This is a genomic window from Longimicrobium sp. (genome assembly GCA_036389795.1).
GTDB lineage: Bacteria > Gemmatimonadota > Gemmatimonadetes > Longimicrobiales > Longimicrobiaceae > Longimicrobium.
Genome location: DASVWD010000027.1, coordinates 1 through 21013, shown reverse-complemented (window position 1 = coordinate 21013; position 21013 = coordinate 1). Strand labels below are relative to the sequence as shown.

The following is a 21013-nucleotide window of genomic DNA, read 5'->3' as shown; positions in this document are numbered from 1 at the left end:
GTATTCATCCAGCGTCTCCGGAAACAGCACCTGCTGATCCCGGTCAACCCCGGTGATGTAGCCCATGCTCGCTCCCTGGCTGGCTGTGGGATCGCCAGCAATTTACCTCGCAGGAGACAGTTTTGACACAGTCTGGGCCCGGCCACGCCAGACCTGCCTTCACACGAATCTCCGCAGGGCCGAGGAATCTTCTCACCCTGGCAGGTGGGCCGGGCGCGGCAGCGGCGCGGATGCCCGTCATCCTCGATCCTGAGCCGCCCGCCGCTTCGTCCGATCCAGTATAAATCATTGTGGAACGTGTACTTGCGTGATCGGACCGAAGCTGATAAATTTATCGTCCGCGGTGGAAAGACCGCGCGGCTCCGGCGAGGTAGGCCGGGGGCCGGGATTGACAGCGGGAGCGTTCCGGGTTAGGTTTTTCGGCCTGTTCGCCAAAACGCACCGGTAGCTCAACTGGCAGAGCAGGGGACTCTTAATCCCAAGGTTGAAGGTTCGATTCCTTCCCGGTGCATTCGCGCTGGCTGCGCGGATCGCTTTGAAGTGTGACTTGCGCGCCCGTAGCTCAGCTGGATAGAGCGTCTGACTACGGATCAGAAGGCCGGGAGTTCGAATCTCTCCGGGCGCGCCTTCAGCGGCGAGAGGCCCCACGGCTGCTCGCCGCGAACAATCGGTGCCGGTTGCGGACACGCCGCTCCTGTGGCGGAACTGGTAGACGCGCTAGATTCAGGATCTAGTGGGCGCAAGCCCGTGGAGGTTCGAGTCCTCTCGGGAGCACTGTCCGCGGCACGGCACTGTGGGATGCCCAGGTGCTGAAACTGGTAGACAGGCCAGACTAAGGATCTGGTGCCTTAACCGGCGTGGAGGTTCGAGTCCTCTCCTGGGCACTGTTTGACAATCGAGGTCGGGAGGCGAGTGAGGATCGCGGCGCCGCGAGGCGTCGAGGAAAGTCCGAGCTCCGCAGGGCAGGGTGCCGGCTAACGGCCGGGCGCCGCAAGGCGACGGAAAGTGCAACAGAGAGCAGACCGCCGATGGCCCGCTCACGCGGGCACAGGCAAGGGTGAAACGGTGCGGTAAGAGCGCACCGCGCTGGCGGCAACGTCAGCGGCACGGCAAACCCCACCCGGAGCAAGGCCAAGCAGGAACGAGGGGTTGCCCGCCCCGCGCAGGACCCGGGGTCCTGCACAGTTCCGGGTAGGCCGCACGAGGCCGGCGGCAACGTCGGTCCCAGAGAAATGATCCTCGCCCGCCGTTCGCGGCGGGTCACAGAACTCGGCTTACACCGCCTCCCGACCCTCGGTACCACGCGCGCTCGTAGCTCAGCTGGATAGAGCGTCGGCCTCCGGAGCCGAAGGTCACAGGTTCGAATCCTGTCGGGCGCACTGTTCGTAAACCCCCGCGGTTGCTGCATTTGCAGCGACGCGGGGGTTTTCTGGTTTTTGGCCCTTCCCGCGGCTTTCACAATTTCTTTCACAATTTCCGTTCGGGCTGTCGGCCGGTGTTCTGGGGTATCGCCCCGTGACGCCCAACCGATATTCCGCATGTCCGATCGTATAAGAGGAAGAGGAAGACCCCGCGGGGCCGAGGCCGAGCCGCGGGCCTACATCCGCTGGATCAACGGCCGCGCCTACGCCGAGCTAGGCGCGTGGGCGGCGTGGGGCGGACGCCGCCAGGAGCCGCTGGTCGAGACGGGGGAAAAGGCGGCCACGCAGGACCCGAACACCGTGCTAAGCCTCCTGGGGTAGGCGCAGGCAGGAGCCCCTAGTGGAGAAGGCTCCAAGACGGCCACCGCCGACCCGAACACCGCCGCCATCCTGTTCGGGCTCTGCCTGAGCGATCTCCGCGAGAAGCGGCGCCTGCGGTGGCGGCATGGGCGACATGTACTAGTTGCCGGAGTTCCGGGGGTGATTGATTTTGATGGTACAAGGCAAACCGGCACGTTTGCCCGTGGACGGCTACCCTGTTTACCTCTGAGGTCCCAGAAGTGAAATACTACTTCATTGCCTTTGGGGGCATCTGCGCGGTCATACTTGCTATGTTCGGGATTGCCCAGGCTATGGGCCTCGCCGTGCTAGAAGACCCCGGACCGTTGCTTGGCCGCGGTGGAGCTGCCACTGCGCTGGCAATTACCGCTTTGCTCGTCGCGGACGTATTCATTCCTGTTCCTTCCAGCCTTTTGATGATTGCTAATGGCGCGTTTTTTGGAATTGCAGGGGGGACGGCGCTCACGCTGACCGGAGCGACAGGAGCCGCTATACTCGGCTGGGGTGTCGGGTGCTGGGGTTCGCGCTCGGCAGAGCGGTTCATCCCCGCTGCGGAAAGGATGCGGGCGCTGGCAATGGTGGAGCGCTGGGGCATTCTGGCCGTAATCGTCTCGCGCCCGGTGCCAATTCTGGCTGAAGCGGTCGCCATCGCCGCTGGGCTGACAGGTATGCGTTTCCGGGAACTGCTGCCTGCTGCTGTACTCGGGAATCTTCCGGCAGCGCTGCTCTACGCCGCCACGGGAGCCGAGGCGGCGCGACTGGACAGCACGGTGCTGGTATTCGGGGCGGTTCTAGGTGTCGCTGGCCTGGCGTGGTGGATTGGGAGGCGAGGTCTTGTTAGCCTTGGGCCCTCCCGCAACCGGCCTGATTCGCTTCATCGGACTGAGAACACCCAGCAATAGATTCCTTACTGCGCCCACAGCACTGCCCCAATCAACTCGCATCTAGTCTGTTCGGAGCTCTGGAACGCATTCGTTGCAGGGCTCCGCCGTCCCTAGATCGGTGCTCGGGATGGACCGGGGTGAGATCGGGGCGGGAGCCGCGGCACCGCCGGGGGACCGCTGCGCATCCGCCGCTCCCCTCTGCTCACTCCGCCGTGGTCGTCTCTACTTGAAGGATGCGGGCGGCGACCGCGGCGCGTGTATGGCCGCCCACCTTCAGCCGGATTTGCTCGACGTGGTGCCGCGCGGTGTGCGGGCTGATGAATAGCCGCTTGGCGATCTCGGCGTTGCGCAACCCCTCAGCCAGCAACCGCGCGACCCGGCTCTGCTTTCGCGTAAGCCCGAAGCGCTGGCGCAACCGTTCGCACGAGTACGGAACCACCGGTGGAATTCGCACCGCTACCAGCACGCTCGCACCTGTACCGAAAAGGTCCAGCCCCACATAGGTGCCCTGCATGCGGCACTCGCCGCACGCCAGCGGGATTGATCGCTCCTCCAGTCGCTCGATCACCTGCCCCAGCCGCCGGACGTTCACCATCCCCCATATAGCCGAGGCAAACCGCTGGACTTCTCCTGGCATCGCCGCAAAGGGCTCCTCCGTCAGGCAGTGGCGGAACGCCGGGCTGGCATGCTGGAGGTCACCTCCGCGGCCAAAAAAGGCGAACGGTAGGTCCAGCGTGTCGATGGCCAGAAGCAGGCTGGGCGCGTGGGCCGGGTCTGGCGGTGCCGGAATGTGCAGGCGGGACGGGAGGTCGAGGGGAGCGGCGCGACTACCCTGCTTTGCCGATTCCGGAAACCTGACCATGGGGTCCTCCGTTGCTGTGGTTTCCACATCGGCACTAGCTTGTGCGACGGCAGTCCATACGCTCTGCCTCCCGGAATCAATCTTTCATCAAGCTCTCTCCATGGCTGTCCGGCTGTATACGCTTGGGCGTGTCTCGCTGGAGCGCGACGGAGCCGAGGTGTCCGGCGATCCCGTGCAGCCCCGCAGGCTGGCGCTCCTGGCGCTGCTCGCCGTCGCTGGCGAGGCGGGGGTCATGCGCGAAAAGGTGCTCGGGTACCTGTGGGCCGACCACCCGTCTCCCCGCGCCATCCTGAACGAGTCGCTGTTCGTGCTGCGGGGCGCGCTGGGGAAGTCCGCCATCCTGAGCGTGGGAGACGCGCTGCGGCTCAACCCGCGGGAGGTCTGGACCGACGTGGGAGCCCTGCAGGAGCACTTGGCGGCTGGGGCGCTGCGCGAGGCGGTGGAGCTTTACCGCGGCCCGTTCCTAGACGCGTTCTACGTCCGGGGAGCGGCCGACTTCGAGCAGTGGGTGGGGCGCGAGCAGGACCGGCTACGGCACGAGGTGGGGCGCGCGCTGGAGACGCTGGCGGAGCAGGCGGAGAACGCCGGTGACCACGTGGGCGCCGCGGAGTGCTGGCGCCGCCGGGTGCTGTACGAAGAGTTCAGCGTGCGCGTGGCGATGAGGTACGTGGAGGCACTGGTGCGGACCGGGGAGCCCCTGCTGGCGGTGCGCTTCGCCGCCGGCTTCAGCGAACGGATGCGCCGCGAGTTGGGTGTCGACCCCGAGCCTTCGGTAGAGGACCATGCGCGCGCGCTCGTCGCCGGAGTGCGGCCGGAGGGCGGGCGCGCGCCGGCGGGCGGTGCCGGGGCCGGCGTGCGGGGACCAGAGACGGCCGGGGGCGCGGCGGACACGCTGCCGGGCCTGGATGAGGAGCTGGAGATCCTGGGGATGATCGACGAGGGTAGTGTCGCACGCGTGTACCTGGCGCGAGAGCGCACGCTGCGCCGCACGGTCGCGCTGAAGGTGCTCTCTCCCCTCCTGGCCGGCGACGTCACGGCCCGCGCGCGCTTTGAGCGCGAGGCTGTGGCCGCCGCCGGCATCCAGCATCCCAACGTTGCGCCCGTCTACCGCACGGGACGGCTAGCGGGCGGGATTCCATACCTGGTGATGCCCTACTTCCGCGGTGGATCACTGCAGGCGCGGCTCGCCGCCGCTGGTCCGCTGCCGGTGGACGAGGCCCGCCGCTACCTCGGGCAGATCGCGGCCGGCCTCGCGGCGGCGCACCGCTTGGGGACGGTGCACCGCGACGTCCGCCCGGCCAACGTCGTTTACGACCCCGAGACCCACCGCGTGGTGCTAATCGACTTCGGCCTCGCCGCCGTGCGCGACGAGGCGCGCCTTACCCGACCCGGCGAGCGCCTGGGGAACCCGGCGTACATCAGCCCCGAGCAGCTGCGCGGTGACGATGTGACTGACCGTGCGGACGTTTACAGTCTGGGGCTCGTGGCCTTCGAGATGCTTACCGGGCGCCTTCCCTTTGACGCAGCCACCCCGGTGCAGATGATGCGCGCGCACGCGCAGCAGGAGCCGCGGCGGGTGCGGGAGCTGCGGCCGGAGGTCGATGCGGAACTGGATGAGCTGATCGCTCTGTGCCTCTGCAAGCGTCCCGAGGAGCGCCCGCTCGCGGCGGACGTGGCGGAGGGGGTGGGGCGGTAGCGCTCACCGTGGCGGGACGGGAGGACGGACGGGCGCGTCGGCGAGTCCGCTCACCGCGCGACGAGCCGGTAGGCGGTGGGAGCCGACCCCGCATTCCGGATCATGATCCGGTAGCCGCCGCTGTGCGAGGGTTCCCACGCCAGATAGCAGCGGCCGGTCGTGTCGGCGTCGGCGTCCAGTAGGTTGCCTGCGGCGTCCTGCGCGACGCAATCCAGCCGTGACCGATCTTCGCCTTGGATCCAGATCCGTGCCTCCGCTCCGGTGCCGAACCGGAGAGTCCACTCATCCACCTCTCGCGATCCCACGACGCCGCGCACCATGCGCCCCGCGTCCCCCTCGGCGGCGGGCGCGCTGCGGCCACTCGCACCAGCCGGGACCGCGCGCCTCTCCGGGGGCGGCTGTTGCACGTCGCAGATGAGCCATACCACGATGGCGAGCGGAACGATCATGATGGCGGAGTATGTGAAACTTCGTCGGTTGCTCATGGTGAAGCCGGGGGTGAGGGGATGCGGCGCTGCGCCGCGGCGCTGCTGCCCCAATAAACACCTTCCGCCCAGGCGGCGGATGGGATGAGCGGCCCAGAGTTCGTGCCGCATCATGCCCAGTTGAATCCGGATCCGCAAAAAGTCCTCGCCCCCGCTTGAGGCGGGGGCGAGGACGGGTGCAGACGGCTGGATTGGTCCGAAACGCCGGTCGAGCATTTCATACCCCCCGGCGCAGCGCCGTACAGGTCACTGGTCTCGAAACGCCAGAAGCGCGTTCTGCCCGGCCTCGACCTTCAGTCGCTCAACCGACATCCCCGAAAATTCCTTGCGGAGATCCTCCTTGTCCTGTTCGCTGACCTTCTGGTCTTCCGACCAGTTGTCGATCGTGTACGCCTCCCACGTCAGGAGCGTGCCGGCCGGGGGACGGTACGCCTCCATATAGATACGCTGGATGGCCACGTGGCTGGGAAGGATCGCCTTCCAATCATCGAGATCGGCCTGGTGCGCGGGATCGATGGTCTCCATCGCTTCGATGGCATCCATGGCCATGAACGCGAACTCGGCGAAACCGAATACCATCGCGCCGTTCGGCTCGCTGTTCCAATCGTCCTGTGCGGCGCCCGGGATGCGCAATTCACCGTTTGCGAACATCCCGAAGACCTTCCAGACCACATCGATGTCCAGCTTGCCGCTCGTCGACAGGTGTTTGCGGTACAGACCGAGCAGGACACCGGAGATGTGCTCGATCGCCTCAGCGCGAGACGACTTCAGACCTTGCGCCGGCCCGGGCTTGCTCGCGGCTGCCCACTCCCGGCGGAGAAGCACCCGGTCCTGAAGGAGCTTTTCCATGACGACAATCCTGCCCCTGCGTCGGCGGATCTCACTGGGGGGGAGGGGCGCGCCGGGGAGCAGAGCTCCGTTGGTATTGAGATCGAGGTCGTAGAAGAAGTCCGCTGCCCTGCGGAACATCGGGTCCGGATGCGCCTGGGCAATCGCACCCCGGGCCACGAACATGGCCCGGGCATGCTGATCGGGATCCGAGATGAAGTCGGTTGCCGCCTCGAGGGCGGACAGCGCTTCCGCGCGGGTATCCTGCGTTGGCACGGCGCCTTCGGCATCGAACCACATCACTTTCGATACCGACAGCGGCTCGCCCTCGAAGTCGGGTGCGAGGAGGATGGAGCTTCCGCGGGAGAGGGGTGTGTCCCATCGCAGGTCTATCCCGTGGCGGCTCCTCCTGATCCGAACGGAATGCACCCCCGGCAGTCTCCGGATCTCCCACGAGGTGACGGACGTGCGCGAGATCACGAAGAAGATACGAACGCCGCGAGCGCCCTCGATCGGACTCTCAAAATAGAGTTCCTGCTCCACGACGGTTCTCCTGGTTCAGCCTGTGGAGCCCCGGGCGCGCGCTGCCGCTCGCAACGGCTTCCCGGGGCCACCTGAGACTCCGCTGTCAGGATGACGGGGGCGGGTTGTTCGCCTTGAACTCGCGGAGTTGCTGTAGGATCTTCGCGCTCAGCGCCGCCTGGTCCAAGGTGGGCGAACCTTCGATCAGGGACTTCCGCACATTGGTCACCGTCTGCGAGACAGCGCTGATCAGTCTGAACTGCCGTCTCACCTCGGGGAAACCGGCCGTCGCGCCAATCGCGGAATCCTCTCTGAACTCCTTGATTGTTTCCCAGAGGGAATGCGCCACGTCGTCCATGAAGGGCATGGTTACGATGAAGATGCACTCCAGGTTCACGTGGGCCTCCACGATGCCGATCGCCATATCCATGAGGATCCCTCGCAGCTTCTCCACTTCTTCGGCAACAGGCTGCTCGGACCCATCGAGTTTCAGGTTCTCAATGACGTCCAGCACGTCGTTGAGTTTCGGTGGCCAGCTCGACCCGTCCGCCGCCAGCGCCAGCCCTCCCAGCGTGCTTTCGTTAGCCATAACTCCCTCCCGTTGTCGCGACCGTCTGGATCCCCTCGTGAAGTGCGTCAGCGCAAAGTAAGGCGCCCAGGTGTTCCGCACATGGGCAAATGCGCCCATTTCGGCTGGTCCATCCACCAGACCGGATCTCGCCGGAAGGAAGCACGCCGTCGGCCATCCGTTTGGCGGCGTCAGCGACGGTCCCTTAGCCGTCCGGCGCGTATGCTCCCAGGCCCCTCGCGCGCTCTCGCCACCCGGGCGCGGAACACGGCGTCCCCGAGTAACCACACCTGGCCGAACGACCTCAGCTGTCGATCCGCGGCCGGAGCATCCCCCCGCGCCCGCAGCAGTTCGGCAAGCAAGAGCCGTTGCGTCGCGCCGTCGGCCAAGGGCATGTACCACGTCGTGGACCATGGGAGTCGCGCCACCGCCTGTTCCAGGTGGATGATGGCCGCTGTCGTATCACGGGCGAGCAGGGCGAGGCGCGCGTTAAGCGACGCCTGCAGTGCGCCCGGCTCGGGGTCGGAGGGTGCGGCGGTGGGAGCGGTGGCGCGGACAATTGCGAGGAGCCTGCCCGCTTCCGCGGAATCTCCCTGAAGGGTGGCGCGATGCACTAGCGCCCGCAAAGCGTCTTGCGCATCCCGGCGCGCGGCCTCTCCCCGGAGGAGGGGCACGAAGCTGGGTGCCTGCCTGGTGATCTCCGCCTCCGCCCAGCGAAACATCGGCGCCGCCCGCTCTTCTGCGGGGAACCCGGCCAGCCAAGCGTGGATGACCCACGAATCGAAAGGCGGCCGTCCAGACGCGGAATCCCACGCGGCGATTGCCTGGGACCACCGGCCCTGGCCCGCCAGCGCGGCCAAGCGCCAGCGCGCGCCGCGCGCACGCTCTTCGGGGCTGCGCTCCGGAAGGGTGAGAAGCCTCGCCACCGAATCGGCCAAGGGGAGGTTAAGGCCATCCTGCGCGAAGAAGGCGACCACGGTTGCGACCGTCCGGAGATCCGCGACGCGCAGGGAGTCGAATGCCGTCGCGCGCTCTCGGGCACCGCCGAAGCGCAGGGCGACCGCCAGACCGCACGCGCGCGCATCGTCGGCGTCCAAGATGCGGGGCAGGTATGTCCGCGCGAGACGCTCGTCGTCAACGTACAGCGCCAGTTCCACGATATGGTGGGCAATGGGGGCGTAGGCGCTGTCAATGGCGACCAGCCGGCGAAAGGTAGGAAGCGCGACGGTGGCGCGTTCTCCCAAGAACCCGCCGGAGTGGATGAGGAACTCGCCCAAGCCCAGCAGCGCGTCTGGAAGATCGGGGTTTTCGGAGGCGGCTTTCTGGAACTGTACCGCTGCGCTATCGGTGCTGCGCCGCGCGTAGTGGCGTAGCGCGCTGAGCAGGTCCACCCAGCGGGGAGCCATGCGGTCCCGTTTGCGCAATCCGGCTTCGGCCACCGCGAGCGCGGCGGGGTAATCCCAGCGGGGGCCCCATGTCTCCGCCATGCTCAGGCGGAAGTACGCGGGACCGAAGGCCGAGTCGGCCGCGATGGCGCGGCGGTACGCCTCCACCGCAGCGTCGGTTTCTCCCCGGAAGAAGAGCCGTTGTCCCTGGATAACCTCGGTTAGCGCCACCAGCGATGTCGTGGCCGAAGCCACCTCGTCCAGCGGCCCCAAGTCCAGGTCTTCCGCTTCAGCGACCGAGCGGACGATCTCCAGCGCCAGCCGGTCCAACGCCTCGGCGTGCGTTTCTCCGGTCACCGCCCCGCCGGTGTAGATCTGCCGGACTCCCCGCACGGCGTACACTTCGACCGTCAGCCGCTCCCCTAGCACCGAGCCGAGAACCAGGTAGCGCGCGCCGCGCCGCCGGGCCCGCGTCGCCACGTCCCTCACGGGACGCTTCCGCCAGTCTTTCGCGCCCTCGAGCACCGCCTGCGCGTCTACCACACGCACCACCGGCAGCAGCCCTAGCGAGCTGGCCAGCCAGCGGTCGGGAGGCGCGCCGGGTTCCGCGCTCTTGGCGGCTCCTGCCGTCACGAACGGCAGCACCACCACGCCGGGAATCGTAGGCGCCGACGTGGAGAGCAGCCAGATCACTGGGATCGCGAGCAGCGCCAGCACCGCCCCCGTCGCGAGCGCCACCGGCGCTCGTCGGCGGCGCTCGCGGCGGGGACTTGGCCGCCAGTGCGGCACTCGTGGTCCCCTCGCAGCCCCGGCGCGGGCGTCGAGGGCGGCCGCGAACGCCTCTGCGCTGGAGAAGCGCTCGCCCGGTTCCTTTGCGAGAGCCTGCAGCACCGCCGCCTCCACGGCCGGCGGCACGTCCGGACGCAGAGAGCGCAGCGGGGGCGGCGGCTCAGTCAGGTGGGAGAATAGGGTGGCCTGAGCCCCACGGTTTCCGAACGGCGGCGCTCCGGCCAGTATCTCGTGCAGAACACATCCCAGGCTGTATAGGTCCGCGCGACCGTCTACCACGCCGGACGGGTCCGCCTGCTCCGGGCTCAGGTAGGGAGGCGAGCCCAGGATCAGCCCCGTCGCGGTGAGACGCTCGTCGGTGGCAGTGGAGAGAGCGCGTGCGACGCCGAAGTCCGCAACCGTGGCGTGCCCGTGCCCGGCCAGCAGGATGTTCTCCGGTTTGATGTCGCGGTGCACTACCTCGCGTCCGTGCGCGAAGGCGAGGGCCTCGGCCACGTCGAGCGCGATGCGGACCGCCTCCTCCACCGGCAGGGGGCCGTCACGCTCCAAGCGGTCGCGCAGCGACTCACCTTCCACGTATTGCATCACGTAAAACAGCAATCCGGCCGCCTCGCCGCTTTCGAAGACCGGGACGATATGGGGATGAGCCAGATTGGCGGCCAATCGGATTTCGGTGAGAAAGCGCTTGGCGCCGAGTGCGGTCGCCAGCTCCGGATGGAGGACCTTGATGGCGACGGGACGGTCGTGTTTGAGATCACGCGCCAGGAATACGGTGCCCATCCCGCCCCGTCCCAGTTCGCACTCGACCGCGTAACGCTCCCGCAGCACAGCTTGCAGCCGGTCGCGCAGTTCAGGCGCCTGAGGCGGGGAAGGTTCCACCGGTGCCTGCATCGGGACACGCTCCCGGCGGCTAAGGTAGGAGGAGTGGCGGGGGACCGGAGGCGGTGCACTTGCCGCCGCTGTATCCGGTAGAGAGCACCATAATTACGCCAGTCCTCGACCGGCGCCAGAGTTTTCCGTGCGGCACACCCTCCGTAAACCAATTTCGCCAATGTGACTTCGGTGATACGCGTTCCTGAACCAATCCGGAAAACTACAGACCCCACCCAGAGCAGCAGATTTGAGATCCGGGCGCTCCGCCGAAATAGGCGGGAGCGCCCATTCGCTCGTCCGGCGCGGCTCCTACACTCCCGGGAGGGCCAGTACATCACCCTGACCTCCGGGAGAGCTCGCCATGCGATGGAAAGAGTTGTCGATGTTGGGGCTGCTCGTGGCGCTTGTCGCGATGGCCGTCTCGGGCGTAAGTGCGCCGACTGCCTTGACGGCGCAGGCGCAGGGTCCCGCGTCGGCGCAGCCTCGAGACCCGCGGATCCCGTTCGACCGGAACGGGGCGTCGTTCACCTCGGTCCTGCCGTTCGACCAGCGGTTCTCGCTCATCAACGCCGCCCCCGCACCGCTCCTGCGCGTGACGACTTGGTACGCCGACGCGGACGCGCTTCCCCAGGCCGAGTGCTCCGACCTGGGCGCGCGCACGAGGATTCGCGCGGCGATTCGCGGCGCGGTGAAGGAGAAGCTGGGAACCCTGATCCAACTGGAGCGGGAGACCGTCATCAGCGCCTTGGACACCAAGCTCGCCGCCGTCCCCATCGAGGTGTTCGACACGGCGGGGCGAGAGGAGCTCAAGAAGGCCTTCGCAGATACGCTCGGGCGCCATCGGACGAGCAATCCTGCGGCGATGACCGCCCTCGCCAGCGCACTCGCCGACAGCCTGAACGCAGTGCCGATCCGGTCGCTCTCCCGGTCCCGGTGGACGCGCTCGACCGATGCGACACCCACAGACACCTTCTCGCTCGCCATCAAGCCGCTGCGTCCGAACCGTGACTTCACCTTCTGTGTCGAGTCGGTGGAGGCGTTGTCGGCGACGGACAGCACGGCTCTCATCGGGAAGATCGCTGCGGCCGTGCGGAAGGCGCTTCGCGACCACTTCGACGCCCACGGGGGGAACCTCGCGCTCCCCGACATGACGCTCCGCAGGCTGCAGCAAACGCTGCGCAGCGCCGTACTGCCGGCGGCGGACTCGATCGTCGCGCCACCGGGTTCCCTCCTGGCGCCGGCGCCGCCGCTGGCCAATGTCATCCAGGCCTTCTCCGGGATCGGGAACGCGTACCAGAGCCGCTGCTTCTTCGCGGGGCTGTTCAACACGATGGCGGCGACACCCGCGCCGCCCCCGCCTCCTCCGCCCCTGCCAGCCGGCGCGTCGCCCGCGCCGCCGTCACCTCCGAGAGCGTGCGGGGAGAAGTCTTCCACCGCCGGTCAAATTCCGCTCGGGTGGGCCGTCCGCGTACTCGCGCGCGATTCGGGGCTCGTGAAGCTGGCGCGCACGACACGGATCGCGAGCCGAATGCCGCGGCCCGACACCGCGCGCATTGCGGTGGCGGCGGCCGTCGCCCTGGCGCTCCGCGGCCTCGCTTGTCCTGCGAACGACGCGAGCGTCTGCGCGGAGGCGGAGACGATCGCACGGGGGCAGACGCCTCTCAGCAACCCCCGGCTCCCGACCGAGGGCAATGCGAACATCGAGACGCGCTCCTCTTCGTCCGACCTTCGGCCGTGGGCGGACAATCTCGACAGTACGCTGGTACGGCTACGCGAGCTGCGGGACCTGGTCAACTACGCCGCCGGCGACAAGCCGCTGCGCGACAGCCTCGGCGTTTCGCTCGCGGAGCTCGACACCGCTCGGCTCAAGATCGAGCAGGCGCGCACGGCGGCGGCGCAGCAGCGGATCAACATCCGCAACGTGATGGAGCGGCTCGACGTGATGGACGCGGCCGTGCTGGGGGTGGCATCCGGCGTAGTCGCGCGCGACCTCAAGCAGGCGGGGATCGCCACGACGTCGAGCGCGAGCTACGAAACGCGGGCGCGCTGGCACGTTGGACAGGACATCGGCGTGCTCTACGCCTTCCGCGGTGACGACACGCGCGAGACCGCGCCCTACCTCGGCGTCTCCATTTTCCTGCGCCCCGTCAACAAGCGAGGCGAGCTCCCGGCGTTCTGTCCCCTCGACCTGCGGTGCACCGGGTTCAACCTCGGCGTGACGACGTCGAAGTTCGAGGAGAAGGACCGGTACACCGGCGTGTTGGGCGGCATTCCGCTCGTGGTCGGCGTGGGGACGAGGCTCGGCGATTTCCTGCGCCTGTCGTACAACGTGCCGCTGGTCTACACGTACCGGTTCGACGCTGACGGCACCGCGCACCGGCGGCTCGACCGCCTCAACTCCGTCACACTCACACTCGACGCCGACATCCGGGACATCCTCGGAGGGCTGAGCACCAGTCTTTTCGGCAAGTAGCTCCGTACCGGCAACCTCTCTCGACAGGACTTCATCATGCCCATCCAGTACCAGGGTCCCCTGACCCCGAGTCCCGCGACCACGACTGTGGACGGACCGGTCACGCTCAGCGTGAACATCCTCGTCCTAAGCGGCGACCTGCAGCAACTCGACGTGGACTACATCATCGTGGACTCCACGAGCGCCGTCTTCTTCCAGAACGGCGCCAAGGTGGAGCGACGGCAAGTGCCGGTGATCGACTCGCAGATGACGCTCGTGAACAGCACGCAGCTCAAGTGCGGGCCGGGAGTGCACGACCTCGCGGGCGCGCAGATCCTCATGTCGGTCTCGAGCAACGGCGTGCTCCAGGCGCCACCCATCGGCTGCGGAGTCGGGATTAGCGCCTACACCTGTCCCCAGGCCGTCGCCCCGGTCATGGGCGGCTCGGTCCTGTCCCACGCGATCGCGTCAGGGGCGTTCGCGGCGGCCGCGGGCACGGGTGTGCCCGCGCGCCGCAGGCGCGGCGCCGCGAAGAAGAAGGGGAAGGGCGGGAGCACGGACGAGCGCGGAGGTGACCAGTGAGCAGCGTGCAGCGGGCGGTGAGGGCCGGCGTGCTCGCCGCGGCCCTTGCCACGAGCGTGGCCGGCGTGCTCGCCGGGTGTGCGGGGGGCGAAATCACCGGCCCTCCGGAGAAGGAGGAGTCGCCGGGCGTGGTATCGCTCGTCGCGGCGGAGAGCGCGCCGGCCGACGGCGCCACGCAAGTCCGGATTGTCGCCGTGGTCGACTCGGCCCTGGCGCGCGACCAGCGATCCGTCACGTTCCGCACCTCGGCGGGGACGTTTCCGGGCGGGCGCGAGGTGGTGGTTGCAGCGGACAGCGCTCGCACGGCGGTGGCGGTCCTCACCGCTCCCCCCGACACGATGACCGCTGTGATCACGGCGACCGCCGGGGGCGGAACGCGGCGCATCGAGGTGCGCTTCGTGGTGGCGCTTCCCGACCTGATCGAGGTCACCACGGACCAGCCTTCGGTGACGTCGGGCTTTACCGGCTCGCTCACGGTGACGGCCGCGTTGCGCCGCAACCCGGGCGTTCCGACCGCGGGACACGTGGTGGCGTTCGAGGCGCACGCCCCGGGGGAGCCGCAGCCGCACGGGCGGTTCTCGTCCGAGACGGGGCTGAGCGACGCGGCGGGACGCGTCTCCGTCCGGTTCACGCCCGCGGACAGCGTCTATGCCGGACCGGTCGTGATCGTCGCCACGGCGGTCGGGCGGACGGGTGTGCTGCGCGACTCGACGGTGGTGCAGGTGGTGCCGCCGTGCTGACTAGGTCCACGCGGGCTCCGATCTCACGAGAGGGGTCATCATGCCAGGTGCAATGGGTTTCCAGGGCGGCATCGTCGGTGCCGTACTCGCGGTGCTGGCGCTCGCGCTCGGGCAGCAGGCTTCATCCTCACGGGCACCGGGGCACGCGGCGGTGGACACGGCGCGCGCATCCTCTGCGCGGCAGGCCCAGCCACCCGCCAACGCCTCGTCCGCGATCCTGCCGCCGAACGTGTCGATGACCGACGGCTCCGTGCTCGACGTCACGCAGCCGGCTCCGGGAGACAACGCGGAAATGCTGGTCTTCGTGGCCAACAGCGACAAGTCGCCGGTCACGGTGCGCTTTTACCTCACCTTGAGGGACTCGGCTTCGGGGCGCGACGGGTCCTTCGAGCTGTTGCCCGCCGCCGAGACCATTCCGCCGTTGGAGGTGAAGGCGTTGCCCCTGCGGGTGCGTCCCCGGGGCACGGGCGCGGCCGGCGTCGAGAAGGGCTTCCTCACCATGGTCGCAGACGACAACGGCGCTGCGACACACACGGTGCGGTTGCGTCCGATCCGTCTAGCGCCGGCGGCCGAAGCGCCGCCGTTGATGACCGGGCTGCTGATGGCCGGTTTCCTCCTTGGCCTCCTTGCCGTGCTCTTCGCTTGGCCGTGGAAGAACCCGCCATCGGCGGCCGCCCCGCTGCCGTGGAACCGCGAATCATGGGCGAGCAACCTGACCGTCGTCGGGAGTGCATTGGTCGCATTCTCCGGCCTCGCCGCGCCGACCGCGCTCTTTCACCACATGACGCGCGCGCAGTACGGGAGCCTCGCCGCGCTCCTCTCCGGCATCGTGCTCCTCGCTTCCGCCATCTACGCCTTCCTGGCCGTCGAGACCCGCTCCCCTCTCACGGTTCGCCTGCCGCTGGCCTTTGTTCTGGTCGTTACGCTGGGCGCCGCGTTTTCGCAACTGGCCACACTCGGAATGCTGGTGCGCGAGGCGTACGAAGCGTTAGTCCTGCCGTACAGCATCTACATAGCAACAGATTTCATCGTTGTCGGGGCCGTTGTAGCGCTGTTCATATATGCCTGCCGAACCATTCATGGGATGACCGGAGACGTGGTTGATGAGGCTGCACGGGCCCACGCCGAAAGGACTCTCAAGGCGGCGATGACGGAGCGGACAACGGCACGCATCGACCGGTGGCACCTTCCGTAACGTCGCGCAGGGCGTAGGCGTCCTTATGGGAGAAAGGCGGGGCGGTGCGTCAGAATGCTACTCATCGCTCTATCGGCGGTCAGAGTCGACCCGACTTGGTGAGCAGTTCGAAAGGAGGGCTCACGATATGAGCGTCGCGGTGACACTCGGAACGGAAACGTCCTTCTGCACACGGGACCGCAGTTGCTCGCGAACTCACATCGTCTTCCCTCAGGACAGGCTACTTTCACTTGCGCCTCAGGCAGTCTTTTCACAATTTCTTTCACAATTTCCAGCACCTAACGCGGTGCGCCGGGTGACGCCCTGTTACGGAAATTGTAGGAAAACCGCGGGTTTTCCGCCCATGGGCGGGCGCCGTTGCGACACCTCCGGCCTCCGGAGCCGAAGGTCACAGGTTCGAATCCTGTCGGGCGCACTAAAGACTCAGCCCCGCGTCGCTGCACCCGCAGCGGCGCGGGGTTTCTGCGTTCAGGCTGCCTCAACGTCGATTCTGGCGGAGAACTTCGCTGATCCTGTACCTCTTACGATAGCCCGCAGGCTGGTATGCTCAGGCGGCGCCCACGGAAACGCTCGACGACTGGACCCTGCCTGCGTGCGGCCCGGACGCGCGCGGGCCGGCTGCGGGGCCGGCTGCGGCCGGTGATGAACGGCTCGTCCGGCGCGGGGGCGGGTCGGCGCCGATGTCCCGGAGGACGCGCCCGGGGGCGGTACTCGAAGCCGGGAAAGATCTCGCGCAGAGCAGCAGAGTCAGCGGAGAAGCTGCCGTTCCCCGCCGACTCTGCTGCTCTGCGCGAGGTATTTCTTCCACCGTCGATCAGCCAGCTCTCCAGGCGGAGCCGTGATCAGTAGCTGGTGAAGAGGAGGAGGTTGGGGGTGCCGCCGGCGGTGCTCTGCGCGTGGAAGGTGATGCGGCCGGGCGTGGCGGCCGCCGTCAGGGCGGCGCGCACCTGGGCCGGGGTCGCCGAGGGATTCGCCTGGAGGTACAGGGCCGCGACCCCCGTCGCGTACGGCGCCGCCACCGAGGTGCCGAGGGTGGTCACCTGGTCGGTGTCGCTGTCATCGTCGGCGGTGGTGATGTCCACGCCGGGGGCGAGCAGGTCCACGCACGGGCCGTAGTTGGAGAAGAAGCCTTCCACGTCGTTCCGGTCCGTGGCGCCCACGGTGATTGCGTTCGCGGCGCCCGCCGGGGCTTCCGTGCAGGCGTCGATCGGTACGTTCCCGTCGCCTCCGTTGCCCGCCGCCACGACGTAGTTCAGGCCGGCCGCCACCGAGGCGTCCACCGCGGCCCGGACCGACTGCACGTCGCCGTAGCGCAGGCTCATGTTCACCACCGCGGGGCGGACGGCGTTCGCCGTGAGCCAGTCGATGGCGGCGAGGGCGTACGAAGCCCTCCCGCCGCCGGAGCAGTTCATCACCCGGCCGGCCCAGAGCTTCACCTGCTTGGCCACGCCCCACGTCACCCCGCCGGCGACGCCCGCCACCTGCGTTCCGTGGCCGTTGCAATCCAGCGCGCCGAACTGCCTCCCTTGCTTGTCTCCCACGAAGTCGCCGTTGCTGCCGTTGGGGATGTACGCGGCGCGGCCGGCGGGGGCGAACTCCACGTGCGTCCTGCGGATGCCGGTGTCCAGCACGTAGACGTTCACCGTCGCGCCCGTCGCCGTGTAGGTGTAGGTGGTGCTGAGCGGGAGGTCGCGCTGGTCGATGCGGTCCAGCCCCCAGGTGGCGTTGCTCTGGGTCGTGGCGATGCGCCCCGGCGCGTCCGCCTCCACGAACGCCACGTCGGGGTGATGGCGCAGCGCGCTCACCTGGGCGTCCGTCAGCGTGGCGGCGAAGCCGCTCAGCGCGGCGGCATAGACGTGGCTCGGCGACGCGCCGGCGGCCGCCGCGACGCTCCGCGCGTCGGTGCCGCGCCGGAGCACCACGACGTACGCGCCCGCCGGCGCACCGGCGTGCGAGAACAGCGGTGCCGCGCGCGGCTCGGCGGCGGAGGGCGGCGGCGCGTCCTGGCAGGCCGCCAGCAAGACGGGAAAGACGAGGAGAAGACAGGGACGGCGCATGGGAGTGTCTCCGGCAGAGGGGTGGAGGAGTCCGGACCGGACGCCGGTCGTGGAGCACGAGCGGGACCGTGTGCCCGAGATCCCGTAACCCCTTGTCCGTCCTATCCTTGGCTTCCGTTCCGCCGCATGGCGGCTGGCGCCGGAGAGTGCACCCGGCACGTCCACCGCCCTCTTCCGGTGCACCCCGCGAGCTCCTCGCCTCGACGCCGCGCCTCTCGCCATCGCGATCCGGAGCGCCGCCGGGAGGCGACGGGAGGTCGTCCGCGCGACCGTGAGGACAACCCGATGGCGGGCACCGTGCCGATCTCCTCTTCAATGTCGCGCGGTCACGTCTTTCTTGTTCCGTCCCCACACCAGCCGAATATTGTAGCTGCCTGCGACGGGCTGTCGGAGCGGGGCAGCCATCGCGCCAACGTTGGCCGATCGACCTTCTATACACACTTCGGCGGCAAGGACGAACCTGCTGCTCAGCTGTATTCATCACGTGCCGCGGTCGGGGCGGGGGGCAGGCGGAGGACGGCCGCGCGGCGACGTTCTCTGGTTCAGTCTTCCGATCTTCGAGCAGTCGAGAAACATCGCGTCGCCGCGCGAGGGGCCATGGGGCCACGGGGACGGGCGGGAGGTGCACGAGCGCCTTCGGCGCGCGGTCGCCGAACTCATCGGGAACGAGCTCGGGAAAGCGCTGCGCGGCGTGCGCTGTGCGGAAGGGCTACGCTCCACCGGAGCTCGTGTTCGCTGGATCGCCGCGACGTTCGTACCGGTGCTTCACTGGTGGGTGGACAGCGACAGCCCCCTTTCTGCCGTTGAGGCGGACAGCCTTTTCGTGCGCTCGTCGAGCCGGCCCTCGCCATGCGGCCGTGCTGAGCCAGGAGAGGAGAGATGCGCGCCTCGGCGGTTTCCCATGATCCCGTGAGCGAGTCGAGCCGCGGGCGGGAGAGTACCTGGCTTGCGGGCGGGAGGTCACCGCTTCGACCCGCCCGGGCCGCTCTCGCGCGACCCGGCGGCGATGGCCATCCCCGCTGACTTCCATGGACATCCTCGTACTCTCCCAGGCAGAGGTCCAGGCACTGCTTCCGATGCCCGACTGCATGGAGGCGGTTGCCGGCGCATTGCGGGCGCTCTCCGCCGGCAACGCGCGGCTGCCGCTCCGCACCATCGTGTCGCTCCCGGACGGCCGCGGCGTGTTCGGCGCGATGCCCGCCTATGTCGGGGAGCCCGCGACGCTCGGGATCAAGGTGATCACCGTCTTTCCCGGGAACGAGGGGTCGCGGCTGGACTCCCACCAGGGGGCGGTGCTGCTCTTCGATACCGCCGACGGCCGCCTGCTGGCGGTGCTCGACGCCAGTTCCATCACGGCCATCCGCACCGCCGCCGCCTCGGGGGTCGCGACGCGGGCGCTGGCGCGCGAGGGCCCGGCCGACCTCGCGCTGCTGGGGGCGGGAGTGCAGGCGCTGACGCACCTGGAGGCGATGCGCGTGGCGCGGCCGCTGGCCCGCATCCGCGTCTGGAGCCGCCGCGCCGAGCGGGCGCAGAGCTTCGCCCGGACCGCGCGCGAGCGCCTGGGCGAGGCGGTGGAACCGGTCGAACGGGCGGAAGACGCGGTGCGTGGTGCTTCGCTGGTGTGCACCGTCACCTCGTCCCGTGAGCCGGTGCTGCGCGGGGAGTGGCTGGCGCCGGGAGCGCACGTGAACGCGGTGGGAGCCAGCCAGCGGGCGGCGCGCGAGCTCGACGCCGAGGCGGTGCGCCGGGCCCGGCTCTTCGTGGACCGGCGCGAGTCGGCGCTGGCCGAGGCCGGCGACTTCCTCCAGGCCCGCGACGAGGGCGTGGTGGGGGACGACCACATCGTCGCCGAGCTCGGCGAGGTCCTGCTCGGCGGCGACCCGGGGCGGCGGTCGCCGGAGGAGATCACCCTCTTCGAGTCCGTGGGAGTGGCCGTGGAGGACCTCGCGGCCGCACGCCTGGTCTTCGCGCGGGCGACCGCCGACGGCACCGGGACACGCCTCGAGCTGGGTGGCGAGCGGCGCGGCGACTGACGAAGACGGCGGCGCGCGCACGCCGCGGCACGGCGACATCCCGACGTTTCGAACCTTCACGGAGGCAGCATGCCGGCAGGGGTCCGCGAACTCTCCGCCCCCACCCTCGACGAGGTGCGCGACGCGGCGCGGCGGCTGCGAGGGGTGGCGCTGCGCACGCCGCTGGTGCGGCTCCACCTCCCGGCCGGCGCCCCCGAGGTGTGGCTGAAGCTCGAGAACCTGCAGCCGATCGGCTCGTTCAAGCTGCGCGGCGCCGCCAACGTGATGCTCAGCGCGCCGCGCGACCTGCTGCGGCGCGGCGTCTACACCGCCAGCGCCGGCAACATGGCGCAGGGCGTGGCATGGCTGGCGCGCGAGTTCGGCGTGCCCTGCACGGTGGTGGTTCCCGATCACGCCCCGCAGACCAAGCTGGCGGCCGTCGAGCGCCTCGGCGGCCGCATGGTGAAGGTCCCGTTCGACCGCTGGTGGCAGGTGCTGGTGGAGCACGAGTACCCCGGGATCGAGGGGGTCTTCGTGCACCCGGTGTCGGACCGGGCGGTGATGGCTGGCAACGGCACCGTCGCGCTCGAGATCCTCGAGGACCTGCCGGACGCCGACGCGGTCCTGGTCCCCTACGGCGGAGGCGGGCTGTCGGTGGGGATCGCGGCGGCTGCCCGCGCGCTGCGGCCCGAGGCGAAGGTGTACGCCTGCGAGGTGGAGACGGCCGCGCCGCTGCGCGCCTCGCTGGCGGAGGGGCGGGCGGCGGCGTGCGAGTACGTCGCCAGCTTCGTGGACGGCATCGGGGGGAAGAGCGTGCTCGCCGAGATCTGGCCGCTGGCGAGCACGCTGCTGGCGGGTGCGCTGGCCGTCTCGCTCGAAGAGGTCGCGGCCGCGATCCGGCTGCTGGTCGAGCGGACCCACGTGGTGGCGGAGGGGGCGGGCGCCGCTTCCGTCGCCGCGGCGCTCAAGGGTGCCGCGGACGCGCGGCGGGTGGTGTGCGTCGTCTCGGGCGGCAACATCGACCCGGCGAAGCTCGCCCGGATCCTCGTGGGCGAGCTGCCGTAGAAGCGCCCGCGGCGGCCGCGGGAACGACCGTCCGCCGAGGGGCATTCGGCGGCTGGGCCGTGTCACCCGAGAGCTCCTGATACCAAATCTGTCGATTCAGTGTGCATTTACTTGAAACGTGGAATGTCATCCTGAGGGGAGCCTAAAGCGACCCGAAGGATCTGCGGGTTGAATGCGAGCGTGAGTCCGGCTGACGCTCACGACCCACCCGCAGATCCTTCAGTCGCTGGGGCTCCTTCAGGATGACATTCCTGGTTG

At 68.9% G+C, this 21013-nt stretch carries 15 protein-coding genes, 5 tRNA genes and 1 other RNA gene; 15 read left to right on the top strand and 6 right to left on the bottom strand.

What is annotated here, in order from left to right:
* The first annotated feature begins 438 nt into the window (after nucleotides 1-438).
* From VF746_03430 to VF746_03395, 8 genes are all read left to right on the top strand, one after another.
* Nucleotides 439-511 (top strand) — tRNA-Lys (locus tag VF746_03430).
* A gap of 40 nt (nucleotides 512-551) precedes the next feature.
* Nucleotides 552-625: transfer RNA gene (locus tag VF746_03425), tRNA-Arg, on the top strand.
* A gap of 65 nt (nucleotides 626-690) precedes the next feature.
* Nucleotides 691-774: transfer RNA gene (locus VF746_03420), tRNA-Leu, on the top strand.
* A 26-nt stretch (nucleotides 775-800) separates the two neighbouring features.
* Nucleotides 801-884: transfer RNA gene (locus VF746_03415), tRNA-Leu, on the top strand.
* An 18-nt stretch (nucleotides 885-902) separates the two neighbouring features.
* Nucleotides 903-1293: RNase P RNA component class A (rnpB, locus tag VF746_03410), an RNA gene on the top strand.
* A gap of 12 nt (nucleotides 1294-1305) precedes the next feature.
* A tRNA-Arg gene (locus tag VF746_03405) sits at nucleotides 1306-1379 on the top strand.
* 159 nt (nucleotides 1380-1538) lie between these two features.
* The gene (locus tag VF746_03400; GenBank protein HEX8691466.1) at nucleotides 1539-1742 is read left to right on the top strand and encodes a hypothetical protein; all 204 of its coding nucleotides are present in this window, start codon (nucleotides 1539-1541) and stop codon (nucleotides 1740-1742) included.
* Between the two features lie 239 nt (nucleotides 1743-1981).
* Entirely contained in the window at nucleotides 1982-2662 is a 681-nt protein-coding gene (locus VF746_03395) for a VTT domain-containing protein (GenBank protein ID HEX8691465.1), read from the top strand.
* A 184-nt stretch (nucleotides 2663-2846) separates the two neighbouring features.
* On the opposite strand, the gene VF746_03390 is transcribed toward VF746_03395, so the two are convergent.
* On the bottom strand, nucleotides 2847-3506 hold the full coding sequence (locus VF746_03390) for a helix-turn-helix transcriptional regulator (protein ID HEX8691464.1): 660 nt from the start codon (nucleotides 3504-3506) through the stop codon (nucleotides 2847-2849).
* A gap of 157 nt (nucleotides 3507-3663) precedes the next feature.
* Between VF746_03390 and VF746_03385 the strand changes: the two genes are divergently transcribed.
* On the top strand, nucleotides 3664-5202 hold the full coding sequence (locus VF746_03385) for a protein kinase (GenBank protein ID HEX8691463.1): 1539 nt from the start codon (nucleotides 3664-3666) through the stop codon (nucleotides 5200-5202).
* A 50-nt stretch (nucleotides 5203-5252) separates the two neighbouring features.
* Here VF746_03385 and VF746_03380 read toward each other — a convergent pair whose 3' ends face one another.
* From VF746_03380 to VF746_03365, 4 genes are all read right to left on the bottom strand, one after another.
* Entirely contained in the window at nucleotides 5253-5825 is a 573-nt protein-coding gene (locus VF746_03380) for a hypothetical protein (GenBank protein ID HEX8691462.1), read from the bottom strand.
* Nucleotides 5826-5933: 108 nt separating this feature from the next.
* Entirely contained in the window at nucleotides 5934-7058 is a 1125-nt protein-coding gene (locus tag VF746_03375) for a hypothetical protein (protein ID HEX8691461.1), read from the bottom strand.
* 85 nt (nucleotides 7059-7143) lie between these two features.
* Nucleotides 7144-7626 (bottom strand): hypothetical protein, encoded by a 483-nt coding sequence (locus tag VF746_03370; protein ID HEX8691460.1) that lies wholly within the window; start codon nucleotides 7624-7626, stop codon nucleotides 7144-7146.
* Between the two features lie 170 nt (nucleotides 7627-7796).
* On the bottom strand, nucleotides 7797-10670 hold the full coding sequence (locus VF746_03365; protein HEX8691459.1) for a protein kinase: 2874 nt from the start codon (nucleotides 10668-10670) through the stop codon (nucleotides 7797-7799).
* Between the two features lie 343 nt (nucleotides 10671-11013).
* On the opposite strand from VF746_03365, the gene VF746_03360 reads away from it, so the two are divergent.
* Genes VF746_03360 through VF746_03345 form a run of 4 tightly spaced genes read left to right on the top strand, consistent with a single transcriptional unit; the run spans nucleotide 11014 to nucleotide 15621 of the window.
* Nucleotides 11014-13125 carry a hypothetical protein gene (locus VF746_03360; protein ID HEX8691458.1) on the top strand — a complete coding sequence of 704 codons (2112 nt, stop codon included), beginning with the start codon at nucleotides 11014-11016 and terminating at the stop codon, nucleotides 13123-13125.
* A gap of 36 nt (nucleotides 13126-13161) precedes the next feature.
* The gene (locus tag VF746_03355; GenBank protein ID HEX8691457.1) at nucleotides 13162-13686 is read left to right on the top strand and encodes a hypothetical protein; all 525 of its coding nucleotides are present in this window, start codon (nucleotides 13162-13164) and stop codon (nucleotides 13684-13686) included.
* Nucleotides 13683-14426 carry a hypothetical protein gene (locus tag VF746_03350; protein ID HEX8691456.1) on the top strand — a complete coding sequence of 248 codons (744 nt, stop codon included), beginning with the start codon at nucleotides 13683-13685 and terminating at the stop codon, nucleotides 14424-14426. Before VF746_03355 ends, VF746_03350 begins: the two co-directional genes overlap by 4 nt.
* A 52-nt stretch (nucleotides 14427-14478) precedes the next feature.
* On the top strand, nucleotides 14479-15621 hold the full coding sequence (locus tag VF746_03345) for a hypothetical protein (protein HEX8691455.1): 1143 nt from the start codon (nucleotides 14479-14481) through the stop codon (nucleotides 15619-15621).
* Nucleotides 15622-16463: 842 nt separating this feature from the next.
* On the opposite strand, the gene VF746_03340 is transcribed toward VF746_03345, so the two are convergent.
* On the bottom strand, nucleotides 16464-17678 hold the full coding sequence (locus tag VF746_03340; protein ID HEX8691454.1) for a S8 family peptidase: 1215 nt from the start codon (nucleotides 17676-17678) through the stop codon (nucleotides 16464-16466).
* 1028 nt (nucleotides 17679-18706) lie between these two features.
* On the opposite strand from VF746_03340, the gene VF746_03335 reads away from it, so the two are divergent.
* Both VF746_03335 and VF746_03330 read left to right on the top strand, forming a co-directional pair.
* Nucleotides 18707-19711 (top strand): ornithine cyclodeaminase family protein, encoded by a 1005-nt coding sequence (locus VF746_03335; protein ID HEX8691453.1) that lies wholly within the window; start codon nucleotides 18707-18709, stop codon nucleotides 19709-19711.
* Between the two features lie 69 nt (nucleotides 19712-19780).
* Nucleotides 19781-20755, top strand: a complete 975-nt coding sequence (locus VF746_03330) for a pyridoxal-phosphate dependent enzyme (protein ID HEX8691452.1) — start codon at nucleotides 19781-19783, stop codon at nucleotides 20753-20755.
* Nucleotides 20756-21013: the final 258 nt, after the last annotated feature.